Raw genomic sequence first — 22,099 nt, 5'->3', positions numbered from 1 at the left:
TTTGCAGAACTCGGATACGAAACCCTTGCGCGTTGGGGTGGTCGGGCTTGGTTATGCCGGCGGGCAGCACCTGAAGAACTTCGTGAAGATGCCGAACGTCGAGGCCGTGGCGCTGGCCGGGCTGGAGGAGGAGCGGCTGAAGGAGCTTGGCGGGCAGTATGGGGTTCCGAACCTTTACACGAACTGGGAGGACCTCGTCGCCCGCGAAGACCTCAACGCCATCGGCATCGGGGCTCCGAACCATTTGCACGCGCCCATCGCCATCGCGGCGCTCAAGAGTGGCAAGCACGTGCTCTGCGAGAAGCCGCTCGCGCGCACGGGGGCCGAGGCCGAAGGGATCGTGCGGGCCGCCAGGGAGGCCGACAGGGCGGTTCATATTGCTTTTACACAGCGGGAGCGGGGGGACGTGCAGGCGCTCAAGCGGCACGTCGAGGAGGGGAACCTGGGCAGGATCTACCACGCCAAGGCGACCTGGATGCGCCGCAACGGCATCCCCGGCATGGGCGGCTGGTTTACCAGCAAGGAGATGGCCGGCGGCGGCCCGCTCATAGACCTCGGCGTCCACATGGTCGATATGGCCCTCTTCCTGATGGGCGATCCCGAGGTGGAGACCGTGAGCTGCGCCACCTACGCCGAGCTCGGGCCCCGCGGCAGGGGCGGCCGGGCGGACTTCGGGCTCATGCAGGGCGAGGACCCATACGAGGTCGAGGACCTGGCGACGGCGTTTATACGACTCTCGGGTGGGGCGACGCTCAACCTGGAGGCCGGCTGGGCTGCCTACAGGGAGTCGAGCGACGACTTCGGGGTCACCCTCTACGGGACCGAAGGGGGGGCCGAGATGAAGGTCAAGAACTACGGCACGGCCGACACCGTCCGGATCTTCACCGACGTCGCCGGCGTCCCGGCCGTGGTGACGCCCGAGATCCAACCCCGCGAAGGGCACTTCGCCGTGGTCCGCCGCTTCGTCGAGACCATCCGGGCCGGCGCCTGGGAGGGGCAGAACGGCGACGACGGCCTCGACCGGGCCCGCATAATCGACGCCTGCTACGCCTCGGCCCTCGAAAACCGGGAGGTCTCCCTGCGCGAGGTCGCCGAAGAAGAGGCCGTGTGAAAAAGGCGCTCTTCGTCTGCGGCGGTTGGGAGGGCCACGAGCCCGAGAAGTGCGCCCGGATCTTCGCCCCCTTCCTCGAAGAGAACGGCTACGAAGCCGAGATCTCGACGACCCTCGACTCCTACCTCGACGAAGAAAAAATGCGCTCCCTGGACCTGATAGTCCCGATCTGGACCATGGGTACCATAACCGCCGATCAGGCCCAGGGCCTGATCGTCGCCGTCGAAGCCGGAACCGGCCTCGCCGGCTGGCACGGCGGCATGGCCGACTCGTTCCGGGAGAACATCGACTACCAGTTCATGGTAGGAGGCCAGTGGGTCGCCCACCCGGGCGACATCATCGACTACGAGGTCAACATCGCGGACCACGAAGACCCAATTACCGAGGGCCTCGAGGACTTCAAGATGCACTCCGAGCAGTACTACATGCACGTGGACCCCTCGAACAAAGTCCTCGCCACCACCACCTTCTCGGGCGAGCACACCCCCTGGATAGAAGGAGCGGTCATCCCCGTAGTCTGGAAACGCCGGTGGGGCAAGGGACGCGTCTTCTACTCCTCCCTCGGCCACGTGGCCAAAGACTTCGAAGTACCCGAAGCAAAGACGATAGTCGAGCGAGGAATGCTGTGGGCAAGCCGCTAGCGGGCTCCTCCCTTCGGTCGTCGCGCACGCTTCGCCCTGCTTTGCAGGGCTCCGCTTTCAGCCCGTCAGCCAGTTGTCTGTGTCCGTCACGCCAAGCGACAGCCGAACCGTCGCGGATGGCGCTGCCCGGTCGGGCTCTGCGCGGCAAGAAGCTGACGGGCCGAAGCGTGCTGAGAGCGGAGGCGAAGCCGGAGCGGGCTGACAAGCTGGCGCAGCCAGCGTGCTGCGACGGCCGAAGGGAGGAGCCATCATCGAGAATGGAGCCGTAAAGATTGGCGTTATGGGTGCCGGCAAGATCAGCGGCATCTACCTGCAAAACGGGGCGGCGTTCGACGATTTGGAGATCGTCGCCTGCGCGGACCTTTTGGTGGAGCGGGCCGAGGAGCAGGCGCGGGAGTACGGCGTGCCTAAGGCCTGTAGCCCCGGGGAGTTGCTCGCGGACCCCGAGGTCGAGGTCGTGCTGAACCTGACGGTCCCCGCTGTCCACGCGGAGGTCTCGCTGGCGGCGCTGGAGGCCGGCAAGCACGTCTACACGGAGAAGCCGCTCGCCGTGGGCCGCGAGGACGGGCTGAGGATGCTCGAGGTCGCGACCGAGAGGGGGCTCCTGATCGGCTGCGCCCCCGACACGTTCCTCGGCGGGGGCCTCCAGACCTGCCGCAAGGTGATGGACGAGGGCATAATCGGCGAGCCCGTCGCCACGACCGCGGTCATGATGACCCACGGTCCCGAGGACTGGCACCCCAACCCGGACTTCTTCTACCAACCCGGGGCCGGACCTATGTTCGACATGGGCCCCTACTACCTGACCGCGCTCACGACCCTCCTCGGTCCGGTACGGCGTGTTACGGGCTCCGCGCGGGCCACCTTCCCGGAGCGCCGGATCACGAGCCAGCCGCTTTCGGGGACTACCATCACGGTGAACACGCCAACCCACGTCGCCGGCGTGATGGACTTCGAGGGCGGCGCCGTCGGCACGCTCGTCACCAGCTTCGACGTCTGGTCCGAGGAGCACTCCCGAATCGACATCTACGGCACCGAGGGAACGTTGAGCGTCCCGGACCCGAACACCTTCGGCGGCCCCGTGCGCGTCTGGCGCTCCGGCGAGGACTCCTGGACGGACGTGCCGCTCACGCATCCTTATACCAGGGACAGCCGGGGGCTCGGGCTCGCGGACATGGCCCAGGCCCTTCGTTCCGGCAGAAAGCACCGCGCCAGCGGCGAGCTCGGCGGTCACGTCCTGGACGTCATACACGCTTTCCTCGATTCTTCTGAGAATGGCCGGCACGTTGAGGTGAAGAGCGCGTTCGAGCGTCCGGAGCCGCTGCCGGCGGGGGAGAAGGTTTTTGGGGGTACCGCATGAGGAGAGACCAGATATCGCTCCAGCTCTACACGGTCCGCGAGCACACGGCCCGGGACATGCCAGGCACCCTGCGCCGGCTGGCCGATATCGGCTACAGCGCCGTCGAGCCGGCAGGCTTCGGCGGCCTCACGCCGCGGGAGCTGCGCCGCGTGATGGACGACCTCGGCCTCCGCGCCTCGGGCGCCCACGTCCCGATCGACGCCTGGGACTCGGACCCCGCCTCCGTTGTGGCCGACATGCACGCCATCGGCTCCTCCCACGCCACAGTCCCGATGGCCCCGCCCGAACGCCGCCCCGACGCGGATTCGGTCTCCCGCCTCGCCGAAGACTTCAACCGCTGGGGCGAGCTTTGCCGCGCGGAAGGCTTGACCTTCTCCTATCACAACCACGACTTCGAGTTCGCCCGCCTCGGCGGGACCACGATGTGGGAGCTCCTCGTGCGGGAGACCGACCCGGACCTCGTCCACTTCGAGCTCGACCTGTACTGGATCAAGTACGGCGGCTCGGACCCCGAGGCCGTCCTGCGCGACGTGGGCGACCGCGTCTCCCTCGTCCACCTCAAAGACATGGCCCCGGACGACACCCGCTCTGATCTCCCCGTCGGCGAAGGCACCATGCCGTGGCCTGATCTCGTCAAAACGGCCGACGAGGTCGACGTCGAGTGGTTCGTGGCGGAGCAGGACAACCCGAGGGATGCGATGGAGAACGTCGAGATCAGCCTCAAAGCCATGCAACGGTTGAGCAGGGATTAGAGCGGTTTGCAAAGAAGTCAAAAGACGAGTGGGACGCCCACGACGCCCGGCATGAACTATGTGCTCCTCGAAGGGTGCTGACTACGGTCCCGGGCTCGCTTCACGTTGACACGTACGCGGTCTCCCTCGGTCACCCGGATGCGCGGCCCGGGCACCTGGCGGTTGAAAGCGTAGGCCTGGACCTGCTCGCCGGGCAGGATGTTCCAGTCGATCACGGAAACCGTGAGGTCGAAGACCTTCGTTGCGCCCCCGGTCCTGGGCTCCAGAGTCTGGTCGCCGCGGGCGTCGGCGGGGGCCGTGTAGGAGACCTCGTCCGGGTCCACGGCGGCCATCTCGCGCATGGCGGCTCCGGGAGTGTCGCGGGCCATTACCATGCCGGGGGCATGATGGCGCCGCCCACGTCCTCGGCGCTCAAAGAGAGGTTGACGAACTGGGCCGGGATCGCAACGCTGAGGACCAGCGCCAACACGGTCAGGACCGTGACCACGACGAGTTGGGGGCGCGTTACGTTCGGCTTCATCTCGTGGTGAATACCGGCGTGCTCTCGCCCCGTCCCTGTGAGATGTTCTTGCACCATAATCACGCTCCTTCGTGTCCGTCGGTGCCGGCACGGATCATCGTTGCGTGCCGAGACGGCATTGCTCCGTTGGGAGATGGCTCGACGTGGTGGGTGATCTCCCCGGCAGGGGGTACATGCATCAACCCGTGCTTGAGGTTCCTGGAGACCATCCAGACGTTGACCGGGTACGCGACAAAAAAGCCGACGATCACGCCCAAGGCCATCACGGCCCAGAAGAGGGGTTCGGTGGGCTCCATGGCCCGCATGTCGCGGCCCATCATCAGGAAGATCATCACCGGGAACATCCCGGCCGCCATCATGTTCATCGAGAGCCACTCGGGCATGAAGGAGTTCTTGACGGCCCCGAGGTAGGAGCCTCCGGCCATGTCCTTCATGAAGAGCGACTGGAAGATGAAGAGGCCAAAGGCGAACCCGGCCGTGTACTCGACGATCAGGTCGACCCACGATACCGAGTACCCTTCATTTCCCGCGTGGTAAGACAAGTTGTTCCCGCCCTACAGATCGCACGGATTCTTTGAAGGTCCGAGTCTGCGATCGTACTCACAACGGGTAGCGTGAATATCGATCCGGTATTGCCCCGCAGGCGTGAAACCGTAACTCGAAGAACCGTAGGATCAAAGTGCTGGCTACGGTGGATCGTGGCGAGAGCAAGAGAGATGTATCCGGCGTGCGGACACGAAATTCGCAAGGCGAGCCTTCACCTTGGGCAATACCCGGGAGGGACAAGCATAGTACAATGCCTGACAGGTTGGCCGCGGGGATACCGTTGGTGAAGATCGGATCGTACACGTGCCCCGTCGCAGGGCGCAGGAGGGCGTGGTAGGTGCAAGGAGAGGAGGTGTCCGGGGGCAGGCTTTTTGAGACCTTCGGATCCGGTAAACGAATTATGAACCGTTATGCCGAGATTCTCGACGCGACCACGGACTTCGTCGGCACCGCCGACGCCCGCGGGAACACGCTCTCGATCAACCCGGCCGGACGGCGAATGCTCGGCATCGGCGAGCGCGAGGAGCTCTCGGGGGTACACGTTTCCGGCTACCATCCGGGATGGGCTCAAGCCCTGGTCTTCCGGGAGGGTATTCCGACCGCCATGCGCGACGGCGCCTGGGAGGGCGAGACGGCCCTGCTCTCCCGCGAGGGTCGCGAGATACCGGTCTCACAGGTCATCATCGCCCACAAGGGAGAGGACGGCCAGACCGAGTACCTCTCCACCATCGCGCGCGACCTCACCGAGCGCAAGGCCGCCGAAGAGGAGCGTGACCGCTTCTTCGTGCTTTCGCCGGAGCCGATCTGCGTCGCCGGACTCGACGGCTTCTTCAGGCGCGTGAACCCCGCCTTCGAGGAGGCTTTCGGCTACACCGAAAAGGAGCTCCTCGCCAAGCCGTTCCTCGATCTGGTCCACCCGGACGACCGCGCGCGGACCCTCGCGGTGCTCGCGAGCCTGGCCGACGGCAGGCCGACTTTCGACTTCGAGAACCGCTGGGTGAGAAAAGACGGTTCCGCGGTGCGGCTCTCGTGGAACGCCGTCCCGGATGTCGGGGAGGGCCTGATACACGCCGCCGCTCGTGACGTCACCGAGCAGAGACGAGTAGAGGGGGAGCTCAGGGTAAGGGTCCGCCAGCAACGGTCGGTCGCGGACCTCGGTCGGCGCGCCCTGTCCGCGGACGTATCGTCGCTCATGGAAGAGGCGGTCGCCCGGGTCGCACAGACCCTCGGCGTCAGGTACTGCAAGGTTCTCGAGCTGCTGCCTGAGGGCGACGAACTGCTGCTACGCGCTGGGGTTGGCTGGGACGAGGGCCTCGTCGGGCGGGCCACGGTAAGCTCGGACCGCTATTCGCAGGCCGGCTACACGCTGCTCTCCGACAAGCCGGTCGTCGTCGAGGACCTGAGTTCTGAGCGACGCTTCTCCGGGCCGCCGCTCCTCTTGGAGCACGGCGTGGTGAGCGGGATGAGCACCATCATCCGCGGTCGACGGGGGCCCTTCGGCGTCCTCGGCGTCCACCACGGAGAATCTAAAACCTTCACTGAAGACGACGTGCACTTCCTGCGGTCCGTCGCGAACGTGCTCGCCGCCTCCATCGAGCGGGAGCGGGCGGATCAGGCCCTGCACGACGTCAGGGAGGCCGAGAGGCGGCGTATGGCGCGCGACCTCCACGACGGCGCCCTGCAGGACATCACCTACGCCCTGACCGAGGTGCAGCTCGTCGAGGTCATCTCCGAGAACCCCGGGGCCGGCGACCGATTGGGGAAGGCGGACGGACGCCTGGGGAAAGCCGCCGAAGCGCTGCTGCGGTCTGCGCGGGGGCTGCGCGAGGCCGTCTACGACCTTCATCCGGCGGAGGCCCAGGGGCGCCCTTTCGGCGAAGCCGTGGAAGAGGTTCTGGCCGCCACCCGCCGGATGTCTCCCAAACTGGAGACAGAGCTTTCGGTGGATAGGGGCTTCCCCGACACGTTGCCCGACGCCGTGGGCGCGGAGCTCCTGCGCATCCTGAAGGAGGCCGTAAACAACGCCCGCAGGCACTCGGAAGCCGGCCGCGTGTGCGTCTATCTGGAAGCCGAAGGGGACGGGATCCGGGCCAAGGTGACCGACGACGGCGAGGGCTTCGACCCGGGCACGATCAGGGGAGGGCTGGGCCAAACCTCCATGAGAGAGCGGGCCGCCGCCCTCGGCGGGACCCTCGTGGTCGAGAGCGCCCCCGGCGAGGGAACGCGCGTGATCTTCCAGATGCCCGCAAACTCCTGACGACTACACCGCGCCGCCGCAACGCGCCATCAGCGATCAGCCCTTGCCGAAAGCCGACAACCCCGCTCATGGGTCCCACAACCTCTCTGGCTAATGCTCTGACGACGAGACCAGAATTACGGTCCCTCCAATGGCGAACCAGATTCCCTCGAAATACTCTATTGACACACCCACTTAACTAAGTTATTATCGCGATCATAGATCAGAGACGAGGGGATTATGGGCATCAAGGAGCGCAGGCAGAGGCAGAGGGAGACATTGAGGAGCGGGATATTGGCCGCGGCGCGCGAGATCGCCTCCGCGGAGGGTTGGCGGTCGGTGACGATCCGCAAGATCGCCGCGCGCGTCGAGTACAGCCCGCCCGTGATCTACGAGTACTTCGACTCCAAAGAGGACCTGCTCCTCGAGCTCGTGCGAGAGGGCTACGCCGGTCAGCTTCGGGCCATCGAGAAGGCCCGGAACTCCTCGAACGACCCGGAAGAGGCCCTGCTTGCCATGGCCCGCGCCTGGTGCCGCTTCGCTTTCGATTCCCCCGACCTCTACCAGGTCATGTACGGCCTCGGGGGGGTCTCGTTCCCCGTGATGGAGTTGCAGAAGGAAGGAGAGAAGATAGCCGGAACCATGGCCGAAGTATTGGAGGAGATACTCGTCGAGAACGGAAAGGAGACGAACGACGTCTGGACGAAAGTGACGCTGGCGTGGGGCGCCTTCCACGGCCTCGTGGCACTCGCTATGGCCGGCCGGCTCCGGGGCGGCAACGAAGAGGCCGAGAAATTGACGGACCAGGCCGCCCGCGACCTCGTAACCGCGTGGCTCGCCGCATAGAGAGAGGAGCCCCCTTTTTGCCCACTACTTAACTAAGTTAAATACAAAGACAACGTTAGAAGACAGGTTGAGGAGAGGAGATAGAGATGAACCGTATCGTGTTTAGTCGGGAGGGTGGGATCCGGCCGGCCGCCGTGGTCGGGGTGGGCCTGCTGTTGTCGGCGATAGCTTTCGCCGTCAACACGCTGATCGCGGGCGTGGCCCCGCCGGCTTTCGGGGCGCCGGGGGAGGTCTCCCAGTTCGGCTTCGTGAAGGTGCTGATGGCGACCGTCCCTGCGGTGCTGGGCAACACTTTAGGCTTCTACATGTCCTACAGAAAATACGACCCACGGGCGCTCGTGAAGTTCCTCGCGCCGGCTGCGGGGTTCTACGTGGCGTTTATGGCTATACCCGTCTTGGGCCTGATCTCCGGCGGCACCTTCACCGCCTTCGCCGTCGGCGCCACTCTCAACACCGTCGCCGTCGCCGTCGCGGTGCCCGCGCTGCTCGCCCTGCGACCGCAAATTATCCCGGAGCCCGTCCCGGACGACGCCGGGGAGCTCCTGGCGCAGACGGCGGTCAAGTAGACAAACAAACAACGCAATCTAGAGGAGAGATCATGAAGACCACAGAGACCACGACGACCACGAGGACCGAGATAGTGATGCCGCGCGAGGGCGGGCCGGAGGTGCTGGAGACGCACCGGCGGGAACTTCCCTCTCCCGAACCCGGACAGGTGATCGTCCGGGTCGAGGCGGCGGGGGTCGCCTTCTCCGAGGTGCAGATGCTCAAGGGCCGCTACTTCAGCCAGCCGAAATTCCCCTTCGTCCCCGGCTACGACCTGGTGGGTGAGGTGGAAGAAATCGGCGAGGGCGTCGATCAGAACATGGTCGGCACCCGAATCGCCGCCCTGACGGAGACGGGGGCGTGGGCCGACCGCGTCGTTCTCGACGCGGACGACGTGACGCCCGTCCCCGCGGGCCTCGACCCCGCCGACGCGGTCGCGGCCGTCACCAACGGGGTAACGGCCTGGCAGATGCTCCACCGGGCGGCGAAGGTGAGGCCGGGGCAGACCGTGCTCGTGCACGGGGCCTCGGGCGGCGTGGGGACGCTGCTCGTGCAACTCGCGCGGCTCGCCGGAGCCGAGGTCATAGGGACCGCTTCGGCCCGCAAGCACGATTACGTGCGGGCTCTGGGCGCCACGCCGGTCGATTACAGGAACGACGTACCTTCCCGGGTGCGCGAGATCTCGCCGGACGGCGTGGACGCCGTCTTCGACCACGTCGGTGGTCCGGGGTTGGTCGATTCCTACCGGATGCTGCGCAGGGGTGGTACGCTCGTCACCTACGGCTCGGCCTCCACGCTCGACAGCAGCACGGGGCACTGGATCAAGCCCTACCTCCCGATCTTCGCCCGCGTCCTCCGCTGGAACGCCACGCCGGACGGCAGGAAGGCAACGTTCTACTACGTGAAGCGTTGGCCCAGGTTCTTCCGGGAGGACCTCGCAACGGTCCTCTCGCTGCTCGAAGGCGGCAAGATCGAGGCCCACGCCACCACCCGGATGCCGCTCGAAAAGGCGGCCGAGGCGCTCGGGTGCCTGGCCTCCGGCCAGGCGAGCGGCAAGGTGGTGCTCGTCGCGGAGACCGAAGCGCGGCAGAGCGCGCGGTAGCCGAAGCCCGGACCCGGAGGTCAGAGCCATGAGCAACCCGAACAAGCTGACCCGGACCGCGCTGCGGTGGACGCACCTTTTGGCCGGCTGGCTGATAGGCGTCTTCGTCTACACCCCGGCGCGAGAGAGCGAGACGTTCGTCCTGCTCATGCAGGCCGCCGTCGTCCCCGCCGTCGTCCTCACCGGGCTGTGGATGTGGCAGCAGGCCCGCATCCGTCGCCTCTACCGCCGGCTCCGCCGCAATACCCGAGCCGACGAAACGAACGGGCCTGAGCCACCGGAGAAGACGCGCCGGCACACGCCGGTCCTTTGACCACCACATAACTTAGTTAGGAGAAGAGACGTTGAGTGCGACGACGGGGAGGGGTACGGAGATGGCTAAGGGTACGGTCGAGACCGGCGGGCTCGCGGGCGTCGCGGCGGCCCGCGTGGATGGGACGCGGGCTGCCGGCGGGGCTCCGGAGCAACGCAAGCGGCCGCTTCGGTCTCGAAACCGAGCAGCAAGACAAGCGTATCAGACACGACCAGTACGAGGAGAGGGGAATAACGTGATCCCGAACGACATCGACACGCAGGCGCCGGTGGTCTCGCGCCACGGCGTCGTGATAGAGGCCCCCGTCGAGGTGCTGTGGCGGCTGCACACCGACGTGGACGCCTGGCCGACCTGGCAGCCGGACATAACGGCCGCGCGCCTAGACGGTCCCTTCGCCCCCGGCTCGACCTTCTCGTGGCACACCAGCGGCCTGGACATCGAATCGACGGTCTACGAGGTCGAGCCCGAGCGCCGCACGCTCTGGGGCGGTCCCGCGCACGGCATCGTGGGCATCCACAAATGGACGTTCACGCCCGTCGAGGGCGGCACCCGCGTGGAGACCGCCGAGTCCTGGAGCGGGGAGCCTATCGAGGCGGACGCTGGGGCGATGCAGGCCGCCCTCGACGGGTCGCTGGTGGCCTGGCTGGGGCACCTCCAGACGGCCGCCGTCAGAGATATCTCAGACGCCCGGGGCTAGGCACGATCGTCGCGGTCCGGAGCGAGTGACGAAGTCGGGGCGCCCGTAGCCCGGACCACGAGGAGAGACGAAAGCGATGAGGAGCGGGAGCAAGACGACGCGGGTCTTCTTGCGATAGAAGCACCCTCTGGGCGGTTGGCTGATCGGCGTATTCGTCTATACTTCGATGCGCGGTGACGAAGCGTTCGTCTCGCTCATGCAGGTCGTCTTTGTTCCCGCTGCCGTCCTTACCGGGGTGAGGACGTTGCAGCAGGCCCGCGTAAGACGCCTGTGCAAACGCTTGAGTTGGTGGTCCGAGGCCGGGACGGCGGCGGGTAGGAGCGGGCTACGCCTCCCGGTAAACTGCAATGCAGATCGCACGCCGCACGGCCCAGGCGTAGCCGGAGCCGACGTCAATAGAAGACCAGCGGGGGGATTCAATGGAAGACACCCATTTCGACGCCATCATCGTGGGAAGCGGCTTCGGCGGATCGGTGATGGCCTACCGGCTGGCCGAGGCGGGTTTGCGGGTGTGCCTGCTGGAGCGGGGCAAGGCGTATCCGCCGGGCTCTTTTCCCCGCAGCCCCTACAAGATGCACGAGAACTTCTGGGACCCGAGCGAGGGCCTGCACGGCCTCTACGACTTCTGGTCGTTCCACAGGGTCCACGCCCTCGTCGCCAGCGGCCTCGGCGGGGGCTCCTTGATCTACGCCAACGTCCTGATGCGTAAGGACGAGAGGTGGTTCGTCAGGGAGGACCTCCGGCGCGGCGGCCACGAGTACTGGCCTATCACGCGCGCCGACCTCGACCCCCACTACGACCGGGTCGAGGGGATGCTCAGGCCCCAGAAGTACCCCTTCGACAGGGAGCCGTACAGCGGCACGTCGAAGACCGGGGCGTTCAGGGAGGCGGCCAGAAGGGCCGGGATGGAGCCGTTCTTTCCCGATTTGGCCGTCACGTTCGCCCCCGCCGAGGGCGAGGAGCCGGTGCCGGGCGAGCCGATCCGGGAGGAGCGCCCCAACCTCCACGGCAGGACGCGCCAGACGTGCAGGCTCGTCGGCGAGTGCGACGTCGGGTGCAACTACGGGTCCAAGAACACCCTCGACTACAACTACCTCTCCGAGGCCAAGCGCCTCGGCGCCGACCTCAGAACCGGCTGCGAGGTCAAGTCGATGGAGCCGCGCGGGGGCGGGGCCGGCGGCTACGCGGTGCGCTACGCGGAGCACCGGATCTCCCCTGGCTCCGACGGCCCGGGGGAGTCGCGCAAGCTTACGGCGGACCGCCTGATCCTCTCTGCCGGCACTTTAGGTTCCACCTACCTGCTCCTGAAGAACCGGAGCGCCTTCCCGCGCGTCAGCAAACTGCTCGGCACGCGCTTCTGCGGCAACGGGGACTACCTCACCCTCGCCGTCAAGGCCTCCGAGGAGAGCGGGGGAAAGAGGGTGCCGCGCGTGATCGACCCGAGCTACGGGCCCGTCATCACGAGCGCGGTCAGGGGGAGCGACGATCTCGACGGCGGCGAGGGCCGCGGCTTCTACCTCGAGGACGCCGGGTTCCCGAACCACCTGGCCTGGATGGTGCAGACGCTGAACCTCCCGGCCTCGCTCTGGCGGCTCACCAGGCGGCGCTTTATCTGGGACTATCTCGGGAGAGCGCCGACCCGCGCCTGAACGTCGAACTCTCCGACGTGCTCGGCAACACGGGGCTCTCCGCGGGGTGCTCCCCCTGCTCGGCATGGGCCGGGACCTGCCCAATGGGCGCATGAAACTCCGCTCGGGCAGGCTCGACATAGACTGGAAGCACCGCAAATCGGGGCTCTACTTCGACCGCGTGCGCGAGGCGTCCAGGGAGATCTCCGACGCTTTGGGTGCCCGCTTCGTGCACGACCCGCTACGATCCCTGGGCCGAATCGTCACGGACCTCAACCGCCTGATCACGGTCCATCCCTTGGGCGGCTGCCCGATGGGCCGCCACGAAGAGGAGGGCGTGGTGGACCCCCACGGCGAGGTCTTCGGCTACCCGGGCCTCTACGTCGCCGACGGCTCGGTGATGCCGGGCCCCGTCGGCGCCAACCCGAGTCTGACCATCGCCGCCGTGTCGGACCGCTTCGCGGACCGCATCATCCATAGAAGCGTCAAGGGCGCCGCATGAACGGCCGCACCGGCGTCAGCTTTACCGAGGAGATGAAAGGTTACGTCTCGTTCGGGGAGGACGACTACGGGCTGGGCGCGCGCTGGGGACGCGAGAGTGGGACGCGCCTCATGTTCCGTCTCACCATCCAGATCGAGGACCTGGACCGGTTCGAGGCGGACGTCCGGCGCGAGGCGCGGGCCGAAGGCTGGGTGGGCTGCGAGGCGCTCGGGGGCCGCCGGCTGCCGGTGGAGCGGGGCGTCTTCAACCTGTTCGTGGACGACCGCGAACCCGGACGCAAGAGGATGCTCTACCGGCTCTTCTTCCGCGACGGCGTTGGGCACCCGCTCACGCTGGCGGGCTTCAAGGTCGTGCGCAAGGACCGGGGGTTTCACGTCTGGCACGACACCACGACCCTGTACACCAGGGTGGTGCGCGGGCACGTCGGGGAGGACGAGCCCGGCGCGGAGACCGTCGTCTCGGGCGTGCTGCGCATCCTCCCGCAGGACTTTCTGAGGCAGCTCGCCACCTTCCGCGCCTCCGGGTCCACCCTGGCCGGCCGGATCCGGGCCATCGGCCGGTTCGACGCCATGTTTCTGGGGGCGCTCTGGCAGGTCTACGGTGGCCCCCTGGTGCGCCGGCTGCGGGGGCGCGGCCGGTGATCCCTCGCGCCGGCCGGCCGGTGATCCTCGCCGTCTGTGACGATCCCGGGGACATGCGCAGGATCGAGCGCGAACTCCTCACACGCTACGACGCGGACTACCACGTCGTGCTCCGGGATTCCGCCGGGGCCGGGTTGGAGGCCTTGGAGCACCTCGAAGAGGCCGAGGAAGAGCTCGCCCTCGTGCTCGCGGACCAGCACCTGCGGGGGACGGACGGGGTGGGGTTTCTGACCCGCGTCGGGGAGGGTCACCCGACGGCCAAACGGTTGTTGCTGACCACCCGGACGGAGAGGAGCGGCGGGGCGGTGCTCCCGCAGGCCATAGCGCTCGGCCGGATCGACTTTTTCGAGCCGAAGCCGGGGCCGCCCCCCAACGAGACCTTTCACGAGATAGTCACGGGCCTCCTCGAAGAGTGGAGCAGGCCTCGCCGCTCCCGGACGCAACCGTCGGTCCACCTCGTCGGCGAGAGGTGGTCCCCGCGCACGCACGAGCTCAGGGACCTTTTCGGACGGTACCTGATCCCCTGCGCCTTCCTCCCCGTCGACTCGGACGAGGGCGGGGAGCTCCTCCGCGAGACGGGACAGGCTGCACAGAGCCTCCCGGTGCTCGTTATGCCCGACGGAACTGTGCTGGTCGACCCCACCAACGAGGAGGCCGCCGACGCCTACGCGGGCGCCGAGGCCCTCCCAGCGAACGGAGCTTCGATTTGATCGTGGTCGGCGGGGGCCCGCGGGGCTGGCCGCGGCGGTCTACGCGGCGTCCGAGGGGCTCTCGACCCTCGTAGTGGAGGGAGAGGCCGTGGGGGGCAGGCGGGGACCAGTTCCCTGATCCGCAACTACCTCGGCTTCGCGCGGGGCGTCAGCGGCCAGAGGCTGGCCAGGGAGGCCTTCTCCCAGGCGTCCCTCTTCGGCGCGAGTTTTAGCCTCCTGCGCAGCGCCACGGGTCTATGCCGGAAGCAAGAACGGCTGGTGGTCTCCATCTCGGACGGCACGGAAGTCTCGGGCCAGGCCGTCATCCTGGCCACGGGCGCCTCCTACCGGCGGCTAGGCGTGCCTGAGCTCGAGGCGTTGACCGGTGCCGGCGTCTTCTACGGGGCCGCGACGACGGAGGCCCCGGCGATGCGGGGTAGGGAGGTGTACGTGGTCGGCGGCGCGAACTCCGCCGGGCAGGCGGCGTTGTACCTCTCAAAGTACGCCTCGTGCGTCACCCTGCTCGTGCGCGGCGGCTCCCTGAAGAAGGGCATGTCCGACTACCTGGTAAGGGAGATAGAAGAGACCGTCAACGTCCGGGTGCGCCTGGAGTCCAGGGTTACGGGCGGGGGCGGTTCGGGGCGGCTCGAACGCCTCACCATCGGGGACGTCTCCTCAGGGTCGACGGAGACCGTGCCGGCCTCGGCCCTCTTCGTCCTCATCGGGGCCGAACCGCGGACGGGTTGGCTGCCCGCGGAGATCGAGCGCGGCGAGAAGGGCTTCGTCGCCACCGGCGGCGACCTGACGCGCGAGAGGGGGTCCCCCGGATGCTGGCCGCTGGAGCGCCCGCCCCTGCTGCTGGAGACGAGCATGCCGGGCGTGTTCGCCGCCGGCGATGTGAGGTACCGCTCGGTCAAGCGGGTGGCCTCGGCCGTCGGGGAGGGCTCCATCGCCATCCAACAGGTCCACGATTACCTTGGTCGAATCTAGCCCGCGGGTGAGGAGTTGAGACAGGTGGAAGAGAGGCCCGAACCCGAGGCCATTATCCGGGACACAGCCTCGCTTCCCGCCCGTGTCAGGACGCTCCCCAGCGACGCGCTGGTGGTCTTTCTCTCGGATACCCACATCGGCGGCGACCCGGGGCGCGACATCTTCGAGTCGCCGGAAGAGCTTACGATGCTGCTCGAAGAGCTCGCGGCCCACGACGGCCCGGTGGATCTGGTGCTGGCCGGGGACTTCTTCGACTTTCTCCAGATAGGCGAGGCGCCGAGCGGGGAGAACAGGGCTTCGGCGACGATCTCGCGCCCCGAGTACCGGGGGCTCTTCTCCGCCCTGCGAAGCTTCGCCGGTGGTGAGGACCGGCGCGTCGTGTACCTGCCGGGCAACCACGACGCCGAGGTCTGGTGGAACGGGGAGATCCGGCGCACCTTGCGCGGGGAAGGGCTGGTGGACGAGTTCGCCTTCTCCTACGCCGCCCGCTTCGAGTCCGTCCCGGACCGGCTCGTCTACTGCGAACACGGCAACCAGTTCGACCCCGCGAACACCATAAAAGACTACGGCGACCCGCTCGACACGCCTTTCGGCGACCACGTCGTAACCGACGTGGTCCGCCGGGTCGTGACGGGCGGGCGCATCACGAGGAGCTTCGATCTGCGGGAAGTCAACAAGGTCTTCCCGCTCGCTACGATTCCCGAGTGGATAGCCGGCCGCGTCTTCTACGACCTGCTCGGCCGGATGGCGACGCGCCTGTTGTTGCCGCTGCTCGCGGGGTACGCGGTGTACAGGATCCTCGCCTACCTGCTGGCGGTCTCGAGCGAAGGCTCCCTCTCCTTCTGGAAGAGCTACCGTACGCTGCCCGGGGTGCAGGTCGTGTTCGGGGAGATCGCCTGGGACGCGCTACTACTCGCCACCGTCTTCGTCCTCTTCTTCCTCGCCATCCGGAGGACGGCGGCGCGGCTCGGGTCCTCGTTCACCGCGCCGCCTGCCGAAGAACGACCCGGAGAAGTGAGGGACTCCGTGGAAAAGACCCGGACCGTCCTGTTATCTGAGGTTCATCCTCCGATGGGACGCGGTATCCGCGGGCGGGAGATAGACGTCTTCGTCTCCGGACACACCCACGTCCCCTCGCTGTCGGAACTCCGGCGCGAGAACGGGAGCGGGGCGGTGGTCGTCAACTCCGGCTGCTGGCTGAGGCAACTGCGGCCGATCCCGGCGCGCTTGGGGGGGCCGCCGGTCTTCGTCCCAAAGTTCGTGCAGACCCATGCGCGGGTCTACCTTCAAGATACCGAGGTCCGCGCGGAGCTCTGGGAGCATCCGAAACCCGCGCCCCGGCGCCTGCGGCCCGTGGAGCGGTTGGCGATCCTCGGCCGCCTGCCGGAGCAACCCGACACGGGCGCGAAGCCCCGGATCTCGGCCCGCGCAGGGCTCTCCAAAAGCCGGTAACACTCCTACCCGACAAACGGTAATCCGCGACGCGGGGTCAACCCCCGCCCGCAAACCTCCGATACCTACAAGCCGTCTATCCTCCTGAACTCCCGGTCGCAGAGGCGGTAGATGGCGTAGGCGGTGGCGCTGGGGGTTACGACCAGGAGAAACGGCACGATGAAGGTCAGCGTCGCCGCCGCCGCGACCGTCACCAGGCATATCAGCGTCGTCGGGAGCCGGCCGACGGAGAGCAGCAAAGCGTTCTTGGGCACCGCGGTCCACCTCGTCTCGTAATGGACCATGACGGGGAAGAGAAAGACGGAGGCAAAGGCGTAGAGGACTGTCGCCAGCACGAGCAGGGACCGCATTACGACCTGCGCCCCGCCGGACAACTGGTTCGCCAGGAGAAAGTCCAGAAAAAGCGCCCCTCCAAAGAGCGTCCACAGAACGCCCACCACCAGGCTCTGGACGAAGTTCTGCCTGAAACGCTGCACGAACGTCGCGAAGACACCGGTCTCTTTCCCCCTCACCCAGTCCCTGACCACGCCGAACATGGCGGCCGTGGCGGGGAAGGCCGTCACCACGGGCAAACACGCCAGCAGCCACAGCAGGTTCAGCAGGAAGAAGTCCGTGGCGGCCTGAGCCCACCTGTAGATCCTGGTGTCCAGAATGTTCATGGCCACGATTATAGCGATCAGCCGTCAGCCATCAGCTTTTTCGGCTCGGGTGGGAGCCTGGCGCTGAGATCGGCACCCATCAAGGGGCCGTGACACGCTCTCCGCCGACGCCACCGCCATCGCGCACACCAAACCAGGAGCTGACGGCTGATAGCTGACAGCGTGGCTCGCCGCAGGCTAGCCGCTAGTGTTCGATCTCGGGATCGCTCGGCATTACGCCCATGTCGCCCGTGTCCATGTCGGCCATCATGGCGGCGGCGAAGCGGCTCTCCCGGCGGCGTTCCTCTTCGGGCAGGAGGGCGGCGCAGGGGGTGCCGAAGGCGGGTTTCGCGAAGGGGAGGTGTGTGTCGCCGCGGGCGAGGATGTGGGAGCCGTTGGTCATGCCGGTCTTGTCGTCCACGGTGGATGCCGCGTGCGGGTCCGAGTCGCCGTGGTCCGCGCCCCACTGGGTGAAGGAGCGGGCGTTGCAGTAGTGGCCGACGAAGGCGCGGCGGAAACGGTCGTCGCTGAAATTCTTCTTGCTCCTGTGCAGGACGTGGCCGCCGAAAAAGACCACGTCGCCGGCCTCCACGGGCGCCAGTAGTTGCGGGTAGCGGTCCGCGATCCTGCTGAGGTCGTTGCGGGCGTCGTCGGGGTCGCTGGCGCCGCTTATCCGCTCGATGCCGATCAGGTCCTCGTCGCCGTGGCCGTAGCCCTCCTTGGGCGGATAGACGGGCTCGTGCTGGCTGCCCGAGGCCATCCACATGGCGCCGTTGATCTCGTCCGCGTCGTCGACGGCGAACCACGCGCCGCAGAGGGTGTCCGGGTGGGTCGGGATGTAGTACGAGTCCTGGTGCCAGCCCTGCCCCGGCTTGCCGGGCGGTTTGAGAAAGAGCATCGTCTGGAGCGCCAGCACGTCCGGCCCGATCAATGCTTCGAGCACGTCGAGCACCCGCGGGTGGAGCATGTACCGTTCGTGCAACTCCAGCTTCCTGTGCAGCATGTGGACCCGCAAGAAGTACTGGGCCTTCTCCTCGGGCGAAAGGTGCCCGGGCGGCGCCTCGAGCAACTGGCCCGTCGTGCCCGTGTCGGTCCCCGGGTCCCTCTCGGCCATGGTCCGCGTCTGCTCCGGCAGCCGCCCCTCCATTAAGAGCTCCGTGTGCTCCCTCAATTCCGAGACCTCCGCTCTAGAGAGGAGCCCCCGAACCACGAGGAAACCCTGCTGCCTGAACGCCTTGTACTCCTCCACGGATACCCGGTAACGGTCCTGACCCTCCGTGCCGACCCTCGACCCACTCGCCGCCGTGACCAAAACAAACTCCTTTGCTCCTCGCTCCGACCGCCGTTTCTGCGGTTCCCACCCCGAAACTATGGCAGGTCGGGCACAAAGGGGGAATGGTTCGGATTGACCGAAACATGCCCGGATTTGACCTTACCGGATCTCGGGGACGCTCCTCGAGAGCCTCGGCGTCGGGGGCGTCGCGCCGTTTTGGATGCTCTTTCGCAGGTCACTGGGGGATTGGCCGTAGGCCTCTTTGAAGCGGCGGGAGAAGTGGAAGGGGTTCGGGAACCCGCAGGCGGCGCCGACCTCGGCCACGGAGAAGTTGGTGCGGGCCAGCAGGACGGCCGCCCGGTCGAGGCGGGCCAGGCGCACGGTCTCGATGGGGGAGAGGCCGGTCGAGGACTTGAAGAGCCGGCAGAGGTGTTCGGGGCTGACGAGGGCCGCGCGGGCGAGATCCGGGAGGCTCAGGGGCGCGGAGGGGTCCGCTTCGAGACGTTCCTGGAGGTGGGCGTGGGCGCGTTCGACGGCGTCGGGGAGCGGCTCGCGGGGTACGTCGTTGCCGGCGATCTCCCCCGTCACGAAGCTCGCCAGCATGTGAGCCATCGTGGCGCGCAGCAGCAGCGGGTCGCCGCTGCCGGCCCAGGTGAGCAGGTGCCGGAAGAGGGGCCGCAGCACGTCCCCCTCGACGGGCGGCCTAACGAGCGGCCACTCTTCGGGCGGCGGCCAGGCCTCAGGCAGGGAGAGGACCTCGAAGTGGAAGAAGCCGTGGCGGGTGCGGTTGCTCTGGTCCCACCGGAAAGAGTCGGTTCCGCCGGGGCGGCAGAGGATGATCGAGCCCGGACCCGCGGGTACGATGGTTCCGTCGCGGCTGTACTCGACGTCGCCCTCGATCACCCACACGAACTCGTAGTCTCGCGTCACCCGCGGCCCGAAGGTCGCGCCCGCCGGATACGTGGCGACGCCGGTCAGTTTGGGCCGCGAAAGCTCTAATTCGCCGAACATCTCGATCAAAGGTTATCAGGCATCAGGTTTCGGGCATCGGGAAAGTCCCCCGCGGCCCATCGGGCCCCTTGTCGGACCTCGTGATGCCCCCTACTGGAGTTTCGGCAGCAGCCTGTATTCTCCCGGGGTCGTCCCGCTCACGGTCTTGAAGGCCTCGTAGAAGCGGCTGATCGAGCCGAAGCCGGCCTCGAAGGCGATGCGCGAGGCGTCGTGGTCGGTGGAGAGGAGCAGGTACTGGGCCTGACAGACGCGCAGCCGCGTCAGGTAAGCGCTCAACGTGATCCCGTAATGCTTGCGAAAGAGCGCCATCGCGTAGTTGGGGTGAAGCCCGACGTGGCGGGCCACGTCGGACAGGCGCAGCGGACCCTCGTGGTTCTCGGCCACGAAGCGGGCCATCTCGGTGACCTTGCGCACCGGGCCGGCTCCGGCGGGGACGCACCCGTCTTCGGCGGCCCCGGGCTGGGAGAGCGCGAGGCGCATCAGCCGGTTCTCGACCTCGCGGACGATCAGGCGCGTGCGGGCTTCGTCGGCGCCGGGCAACTCCTCGCTCCAGCGGCTGAGCATCGGCGGGTCCGTCCCGAGCGGATCGGCGTCGACCACCAACTCGCCGGACATCACGCGCCGGGTGAAGGCGTTCGGCAACCCGAGCCGCAGCGCCCACGCGAGCGGCACGTAGACCCAGTAAAAATCGTCGACTTGTGTCCTGTTAACGACGCTGTGCGGCGTCCCCGCCCAGAACACCGCAAGCCTCCCGGGCGGGACCCGCACCAGCGAACCAGCCAGCAGATAAGTCAGGCTCCCCCCGACGGCGTAGTTGATCTCGACCTGGTCGTGCCAGTGAAACGGCATCGTCGCCAGCGGCTCCCCGCGCCACACCCTGAACCCGGGCGTCTCCCCAAAATCCGCGACGACGCTCCCGTACCTCATCGGGATCTTAGGATACAGGAACGCGTTGCCCGATTCGCGGAAGTGTTATGGAAAGAGCACGTGTACCGTAGTCTGCTAGTAAGGGGAGAGGAGGGCGAACGGGGGCATGGGTGCTGATGAACACGTCGAGACTTCGTGCGGGCCGTCTCTCGCACCACCGCCGGTCTTCGGGGGATTTCGTAGAGAGAAGGTACTATCGGCACAAGATCCATCTGCGAATGCGTCTTCGTCCCTTCGAAGGGACGCCCAATTGATTGTTTATGCACGATAATGCTAGGATTGAATCGGATTCGACACAACCCCTGGGGAAAGGGCAAATAGCGATGGAAAGAGCGGGTGGCCGGTTTACCCGGCGCGATTTCCTGAGGTTGGGTGGCGCCGGCGTTGCCGGGGCAAGCTTGCTTGGCCTCTACGGGTGCGGGGGAGGGGGGTCTTCGGGCGCGCAGATCGACTGGGCCTCGTGGGCCAACTCCGGTGAGGCCACGCGCTTTCGCGAGTACACCGACAAGTTTATGCAGGACCACCCCGACATCCAGGTCACCTACACGCCGACGCCCATCTACGACGACTACCACCCAAAGATCCTGACCCAGCTCAACGGCGGGACCGCCCCCGACGCGTTCTACGCCGGCGACATCTGGGTCGCCCAGTTCATAAAGAACGAGACCATAAAGCCGCTCAACAAGCTCATGAACGGCCCGAACAGCGCGGCGAAACCGGAGGATTTCGCGGACGGGTTGTGGGGACCGGCGAGGCTCGACGACGGGACCATCTACGGCGTCACCGTCGACTGTAACCCGACGGTCCTCTGGTACAACAAGGGCGTTCTCGAGGAAGCCGGGATCAGCGACGATCCGCGCCAGATCTACGAGAGCGGCGAGTGGAAGTGGGACGTCCTGCTCCAGATGTCCGAGCAGGTCGCCTCCTCCGGAAACACCAACGGCCTCATGTTCGAGAACGGCATCAACTGGTTCTACTCCTGGTGCCGCCAGAACGGCGGGAAGCCGTTCGACGGCGAAACGTGTGTCTTCAACGAGGATGCGAAGTCCGTCGAGGCCTTCCAGTGGATGTACGACAACATCGAGAGCGGGGCCTTCACCTACGCCGGGAACCTGCCGACGGGGCAGACCTCGGACGCCCAGTTCAACTCGAACCGGGCCGCGTTCGTGCAGGCGGGCCGGTGGGTCTTGCCCGTCTTCAAGCAGAACACAAGCCTCGAGTACGACGTGGTTCCTTTCCCGACGAACACGGACAACGACATGGAGCCCGGGTGGGTCGCCACGGCTTACATGGTCATGAACAACCAGACCGAGAACGAGAAGGCGGCCTTCGAGTTCCTGACCAACTTCACGGGCCCGGAGGGCCAGAGCTTCAGGCTGCAGGAGTCGGGCAACGCCGTTCCCTCCGTCCTTCAGGGCGCCGACGACCTGGTGACCAAGGGGAGCGATCCCGAAGGCTCCCAGTACTTCCTCGACGTCCGCGACTCCGGCATCGTCGGTTACGCGGACCTCACCGTGCCCGGCCTCCCCGAGGACATCCAGGACCTCTTCGAGAAAGAACTCTGGCTCAAGAACGCGCCGGGCGACGTGCAGGCGACGCTCGACGGCGCGGCCCAGACCATCAACCAGAGGATCGAGGAGAACAGGAACGGATAGCCGAGGATGGTCCTTTGGGGTGG

Annotated in this window: 24 protein-coding genes; 17 read left to right on the top strand and 7 right to left on the bottom strand. The window is 67.0% G+C overall.

Annotated elements, in window-relative coordinates; genetic code table 11:
* Window position 1: 1 nt before the first annotated feature.
* From GBA63_RS13510 to GBA63_RS13495, 4 genes are all read left to right on the top strand, one after another.
* The gene (locus GBA63_RS13510; RefSeq protein ID WP_207956785.1) at window positions 2-1,111 is read left to right on the top strand and encodes a Gfo/Idh/MocA family protein; all 1,110 of its coding nucleotides are present in this window, start codon (window positions 2-4) and stop codon (window positions 1,109-1,111) included.
* The gene (locus tag GBA63_RS13505) at window positions 1,108-1,752 is read left to right on the top strand and encodes a ThuA domain-containing protein (protein ID WP_166176857.1); all 645 of its coding nucleotides are present in this window, start codon (window positions 1,108-1,110) and stop codon (window positions 1,750-1,752) included. Before GBA63_RS13510 ends, GBA63_RS13505 begins: the two co-directional genes overlap by 4 nt.
* A 250-nt stretch (window positions 1,753-2,002) precedes the next feature.
* Window positions 2,003-3,112, top strand: a complete 1,110-nt coding sequence (locus GBA63_RS13500) for a Gfo/Idh/MocA family protein (protein ID WP_407690848.1) — start codon at window positions 2,003-2,005, stop codon at window positions 3,110-3,112.
* A complete protein-coding gene (locus GBA63_RS13495) occupies window positions 3,109-3,864 on the top strand; it encodes a sugar phosphate isomerase/epimerase family protein (protein WP_166176853.1) in 756 nt (251 codons plus the stop codon). The genes GBA63_RS13500 and GBA63_RS13495 overlap by 4 nt, the downstream gene beginning before the upstream one ends.
* 56 nt (window positions 3,865-3,920) lie before the next feature.
* Here the strand turns inward: GBA63_RS13495 and GBA63_RS13490 are convergent, their stop codons facing one another.
* The 3 genes from GBA63_RS13490 to GBA63_RS13480 are packed head-to-tail and all read right to left on the bottom strand — an operon-like array spanning window position 3,921 to window position 4,926.
* The gene (locus GBA63_RS13490) at window positions 3,921-4,205 is read right to left on the bottom strand and encodes a multicopper oxidase domain-containing protein (RefSeq protein WP_207956784.1); all 285 of its coding nucleotides are present in this window, start codon (window positions 4,203-4,205) and stop codon (window positions 3,921-3,923) included.
* 26 nt (window positions 4,206-4,231) lie between these two features.
* Window positions 4,232-4,441: a hypothetical protein gene (locus GBA63_RS13485; RefSeq protein WP_166176849.1), complete on the bottom strand. Its 210-nt coding sequence runs from the start codon at window positions 4,439-4,441 to the stop codon at window positions 4,232-4,234.
* Between the two features lie 2 nt (window positions 4,442-4,443).
* Entirely contained in the window at window positions 4,444-4,926 is a 483-nt protein-coding gene (locus GBA63_RS13480) for a DUF4396 domain-containing protein (RefSeq protein ID WP_166176847.1), read from the bottom strand.
* Between the two features lie 404 nt (window positions 4,927-5,330).
* Between GBA63_RS13480 and GBA63_RS13475 the strand changes: the two genes are divergently transcribed.
* From GBA63_RS13475 to GBA63_RS13420, 12 genes are all read left to right on the top strand, one after another.
* Entirely contained in the window at window positions 5,331-7,187 is a 1,857-nt protein-coding gene (locus GBA63_RS13475; protein WP_166176846.1) for a PAS domain S-box protein, read from the top strand.
* Window positions 7,188-7,406: 219 nt separating this feature from the next.
* Window positions 7,407-8,012 carry a TetR/AcrR family transcriptional regulator gene (locus GBA63_RS13470; RefSeq protein WP_166176844.1) on the top strand — a complete coding sequence of 202 codons (606 nt, stop codon included), beginning with the start codon at window positions 7,407-7,409 and terminating at the stop codon, window positions 8,010-8,012.
* A gap of 86 nt (window positions 8,013-8,098) precedes the next feature.
* Window positions 8,099-8,578: a hypothetical protein gene (locus GBA63_RS13465; protein ID WP_166176842.1), complete on the top strand. Its 480-nt coding sequence runs from the start codon at window positions 8,099-8,101 to the stop codon at window positions 8,576-8,578.
* Between the two features lie 32 nt (window positions 8,579-8,610).
* The gene (locus tag GBA63_RS13460; RefSeq protein ID WP_207956783.1) at window positions 8,611-9,660 is read left to right on the top strand and encodes a medium chain dehydrogenase/reductase family protein; all 1,050 of its coding nucleotides are present in this window, start codon (window positions 8,611-8,613) and stop codon (window positions 9,658-9,660) included.
* Window positions 9,661-9,688: 28 nt separating this feature from the next.
* A complete protein-coding gene (locus GBA63_RS13455; protein WP_166176840.1) occupies window positions 9,689-9,973 on the top strand; it encodes a hypothetical protein in 285 nt (94 codons plus the stop codon).
* Between the two features lie 235 nt (window positions 9,974-10,208).
* Window positions 10,209-10,670 carry an SRPBCC family protein gene (locus GBA63_RS13450; protein ID WP_207956782.1) on the top strand — a complete coding sequence of 154 codons (462 nt, stop codon included), beginning with the start codon at window positions 10,209-10,211 and terminating at the stop codon, window positions 10,668-10,670.
* A 419-nt stretch (window positions 10,671-11,089) separates the two neighbouring features.
* Window positions 11,090-12,319, top strand: coding sequence for a GMC family oxidoreductase N-terminal domain-containing protein (locus GBA63_RS13445; RefSeq protein WP_166176836.1), 1,230 nt, complete (start codon window positions 11,090-11,092; stop codon window positions 12,317-12,319).
* 46 nt (window positions 12,320-12,365) lie between these two features.
* Entirely contained in the window at window positions 12,366-12,800 is a 435-nt protein-coding gene (locus tag GBA63_RS13440) for a GMC family oxidoreductase (protein WP_207956781.1), read from the top strand.
* Entirely contained in the window at window positions 12,797-13,441 is a 645-nt protein-coding gene (locus GBA63_RS13435) for a hypothetical protein (RefSeq protein WP_166176834.1), read from the top strand. The genes GBA63_RS13440 and GBA63_RS13435 overlap by 4 nt, the downstream gene beginning before the upstream one ends.
* On the top strand, window positions 13,438-14,151 hold the full coding sequence (locus tag GBA63_RS13430) for a response regulator (RefSeq protein ID WP_166176832.1): 714 nt from the start codon (window positions 13,438-13,440) through the stop codon (window positions 14,149-14,151). Before GBA63_RS13435 ends, GBA63_RS13430 begins: the two co-directional genes overlap by 4 nt.
* A 114-nt stretch (window positions 14,152-14,265) precedes the next feature.
* Window positions 14,266-15,120, top strand: coding sequence for an NAD(P)/FAD-dependent oxidoreductase (locus tag GBA63_RS13425; protein WP_323127044.1), 855 nt, complete (start codon window positions 14,266-14,268; stop codon window positions 15,118-15,120).
* Between the two features lie 24 nt (window positions 15,121-15,144).
* The gene (locus tag GBA63_RS13420) at window positions 15,145-16,572 is read left to right on the top strand and encodes a metallophosphoesterase (RefSeq protein ID WP_166176828.1); all 1,428 of its coding nucleotides are present in this window, start codon (window positions 15,145-15,147) and stop codon (window positions 16,570-16,572) included.
* Window positions 16,573-16,637: 65 nt separating this feature from the next.
* On the opposite strand, the gene GBA63_RS13415 is transcribed toward GBA63_RS13420, so the two are convergent.
* The 4 genes from GBA63_RS13415 to GBA63_RS13400 all read right to left on the bottom strand — a co-directional run bounded on the left by GBA63_RS13415 (window position 16,638) and on the right by GBA63_RS13400 (window position 20,421).
* Window positions 16,638-17,231 (bottom strand): YesL family protein, encoded by a 594-nt coding sequence (locus GBA63_RS13415; RefSeq protein ID WP_166176826.1) that lies wholly within the window; start codon window positions 17,229-17,231, stop codon window positions 16,638-16,640.
* 184 nt (window positions 17,232-17,415) lie between these two features.
* Entirely contained in the window at window positions 17,416-18,522 is a 1,107-nt protein-coding gene (locus GBA63_RS13410) for a phytanoyl-CoA dioxygenase family protein (protein ID WP_166176824.1), read from the bottom strand.
* 120 nt (window positions 18,523-18,642) lie between these two features.
* Entirely contained in the window at window positions 18,643-19,494 is an 852-nt protein-coding gene (locus tag GBA63_RS13405; RefSeq protein WP_228282562.1) for a helix-turn-helix transcriptional regulator, read from the bottom strand.
* 90 nt (window positions 19,495-19,584) lie between these two features.
* The gene (locus GBA63_RS13400; protein ID WP_166176820.1) at window positions 19,585-20,421 is read right to left on the bottom strand and encodes a helix-turn-helix domain-containing protein; all 837 of its coding nucleotides are present in this window, start codon (window positions 20,419-20,421) and stop codon (window positions 19,585-19,587) included.
* Window positions 20,422-20,744: 323 nt separating this feature from the next.
* Between GBA63_RS13400 and GBA63_RS13395 the strand changes: the two genes are divergently transcribed.
* A complete protein-coding gene (locus GBA63_RS13395; protein WP_166176818.1) occupies window positions 20,745-22,076 on the top strand; it encodes an ABC transporter substrate-binding protein in 1,332 nt (443 codons plus the stop codon).
* The last annotated feature ends 23 nt before the right edge of the window (window positions 22,077-22,099 follow it).

The sequence above is a fragment of the Rubrobacter tropicus genome (assembly GCF_011492945.1).
Taxonomy (GTDB): domain Bacteria; phylum Actinomycetota; class Rubrobacteria; order Rubrobacterales; family Rubrobacteraceae; genus Rubrobacter_D; species Rubrobacter_D tropicus.
This window is presented reverse-complemented; position numbering and strand designations above follow the sequence as displayed.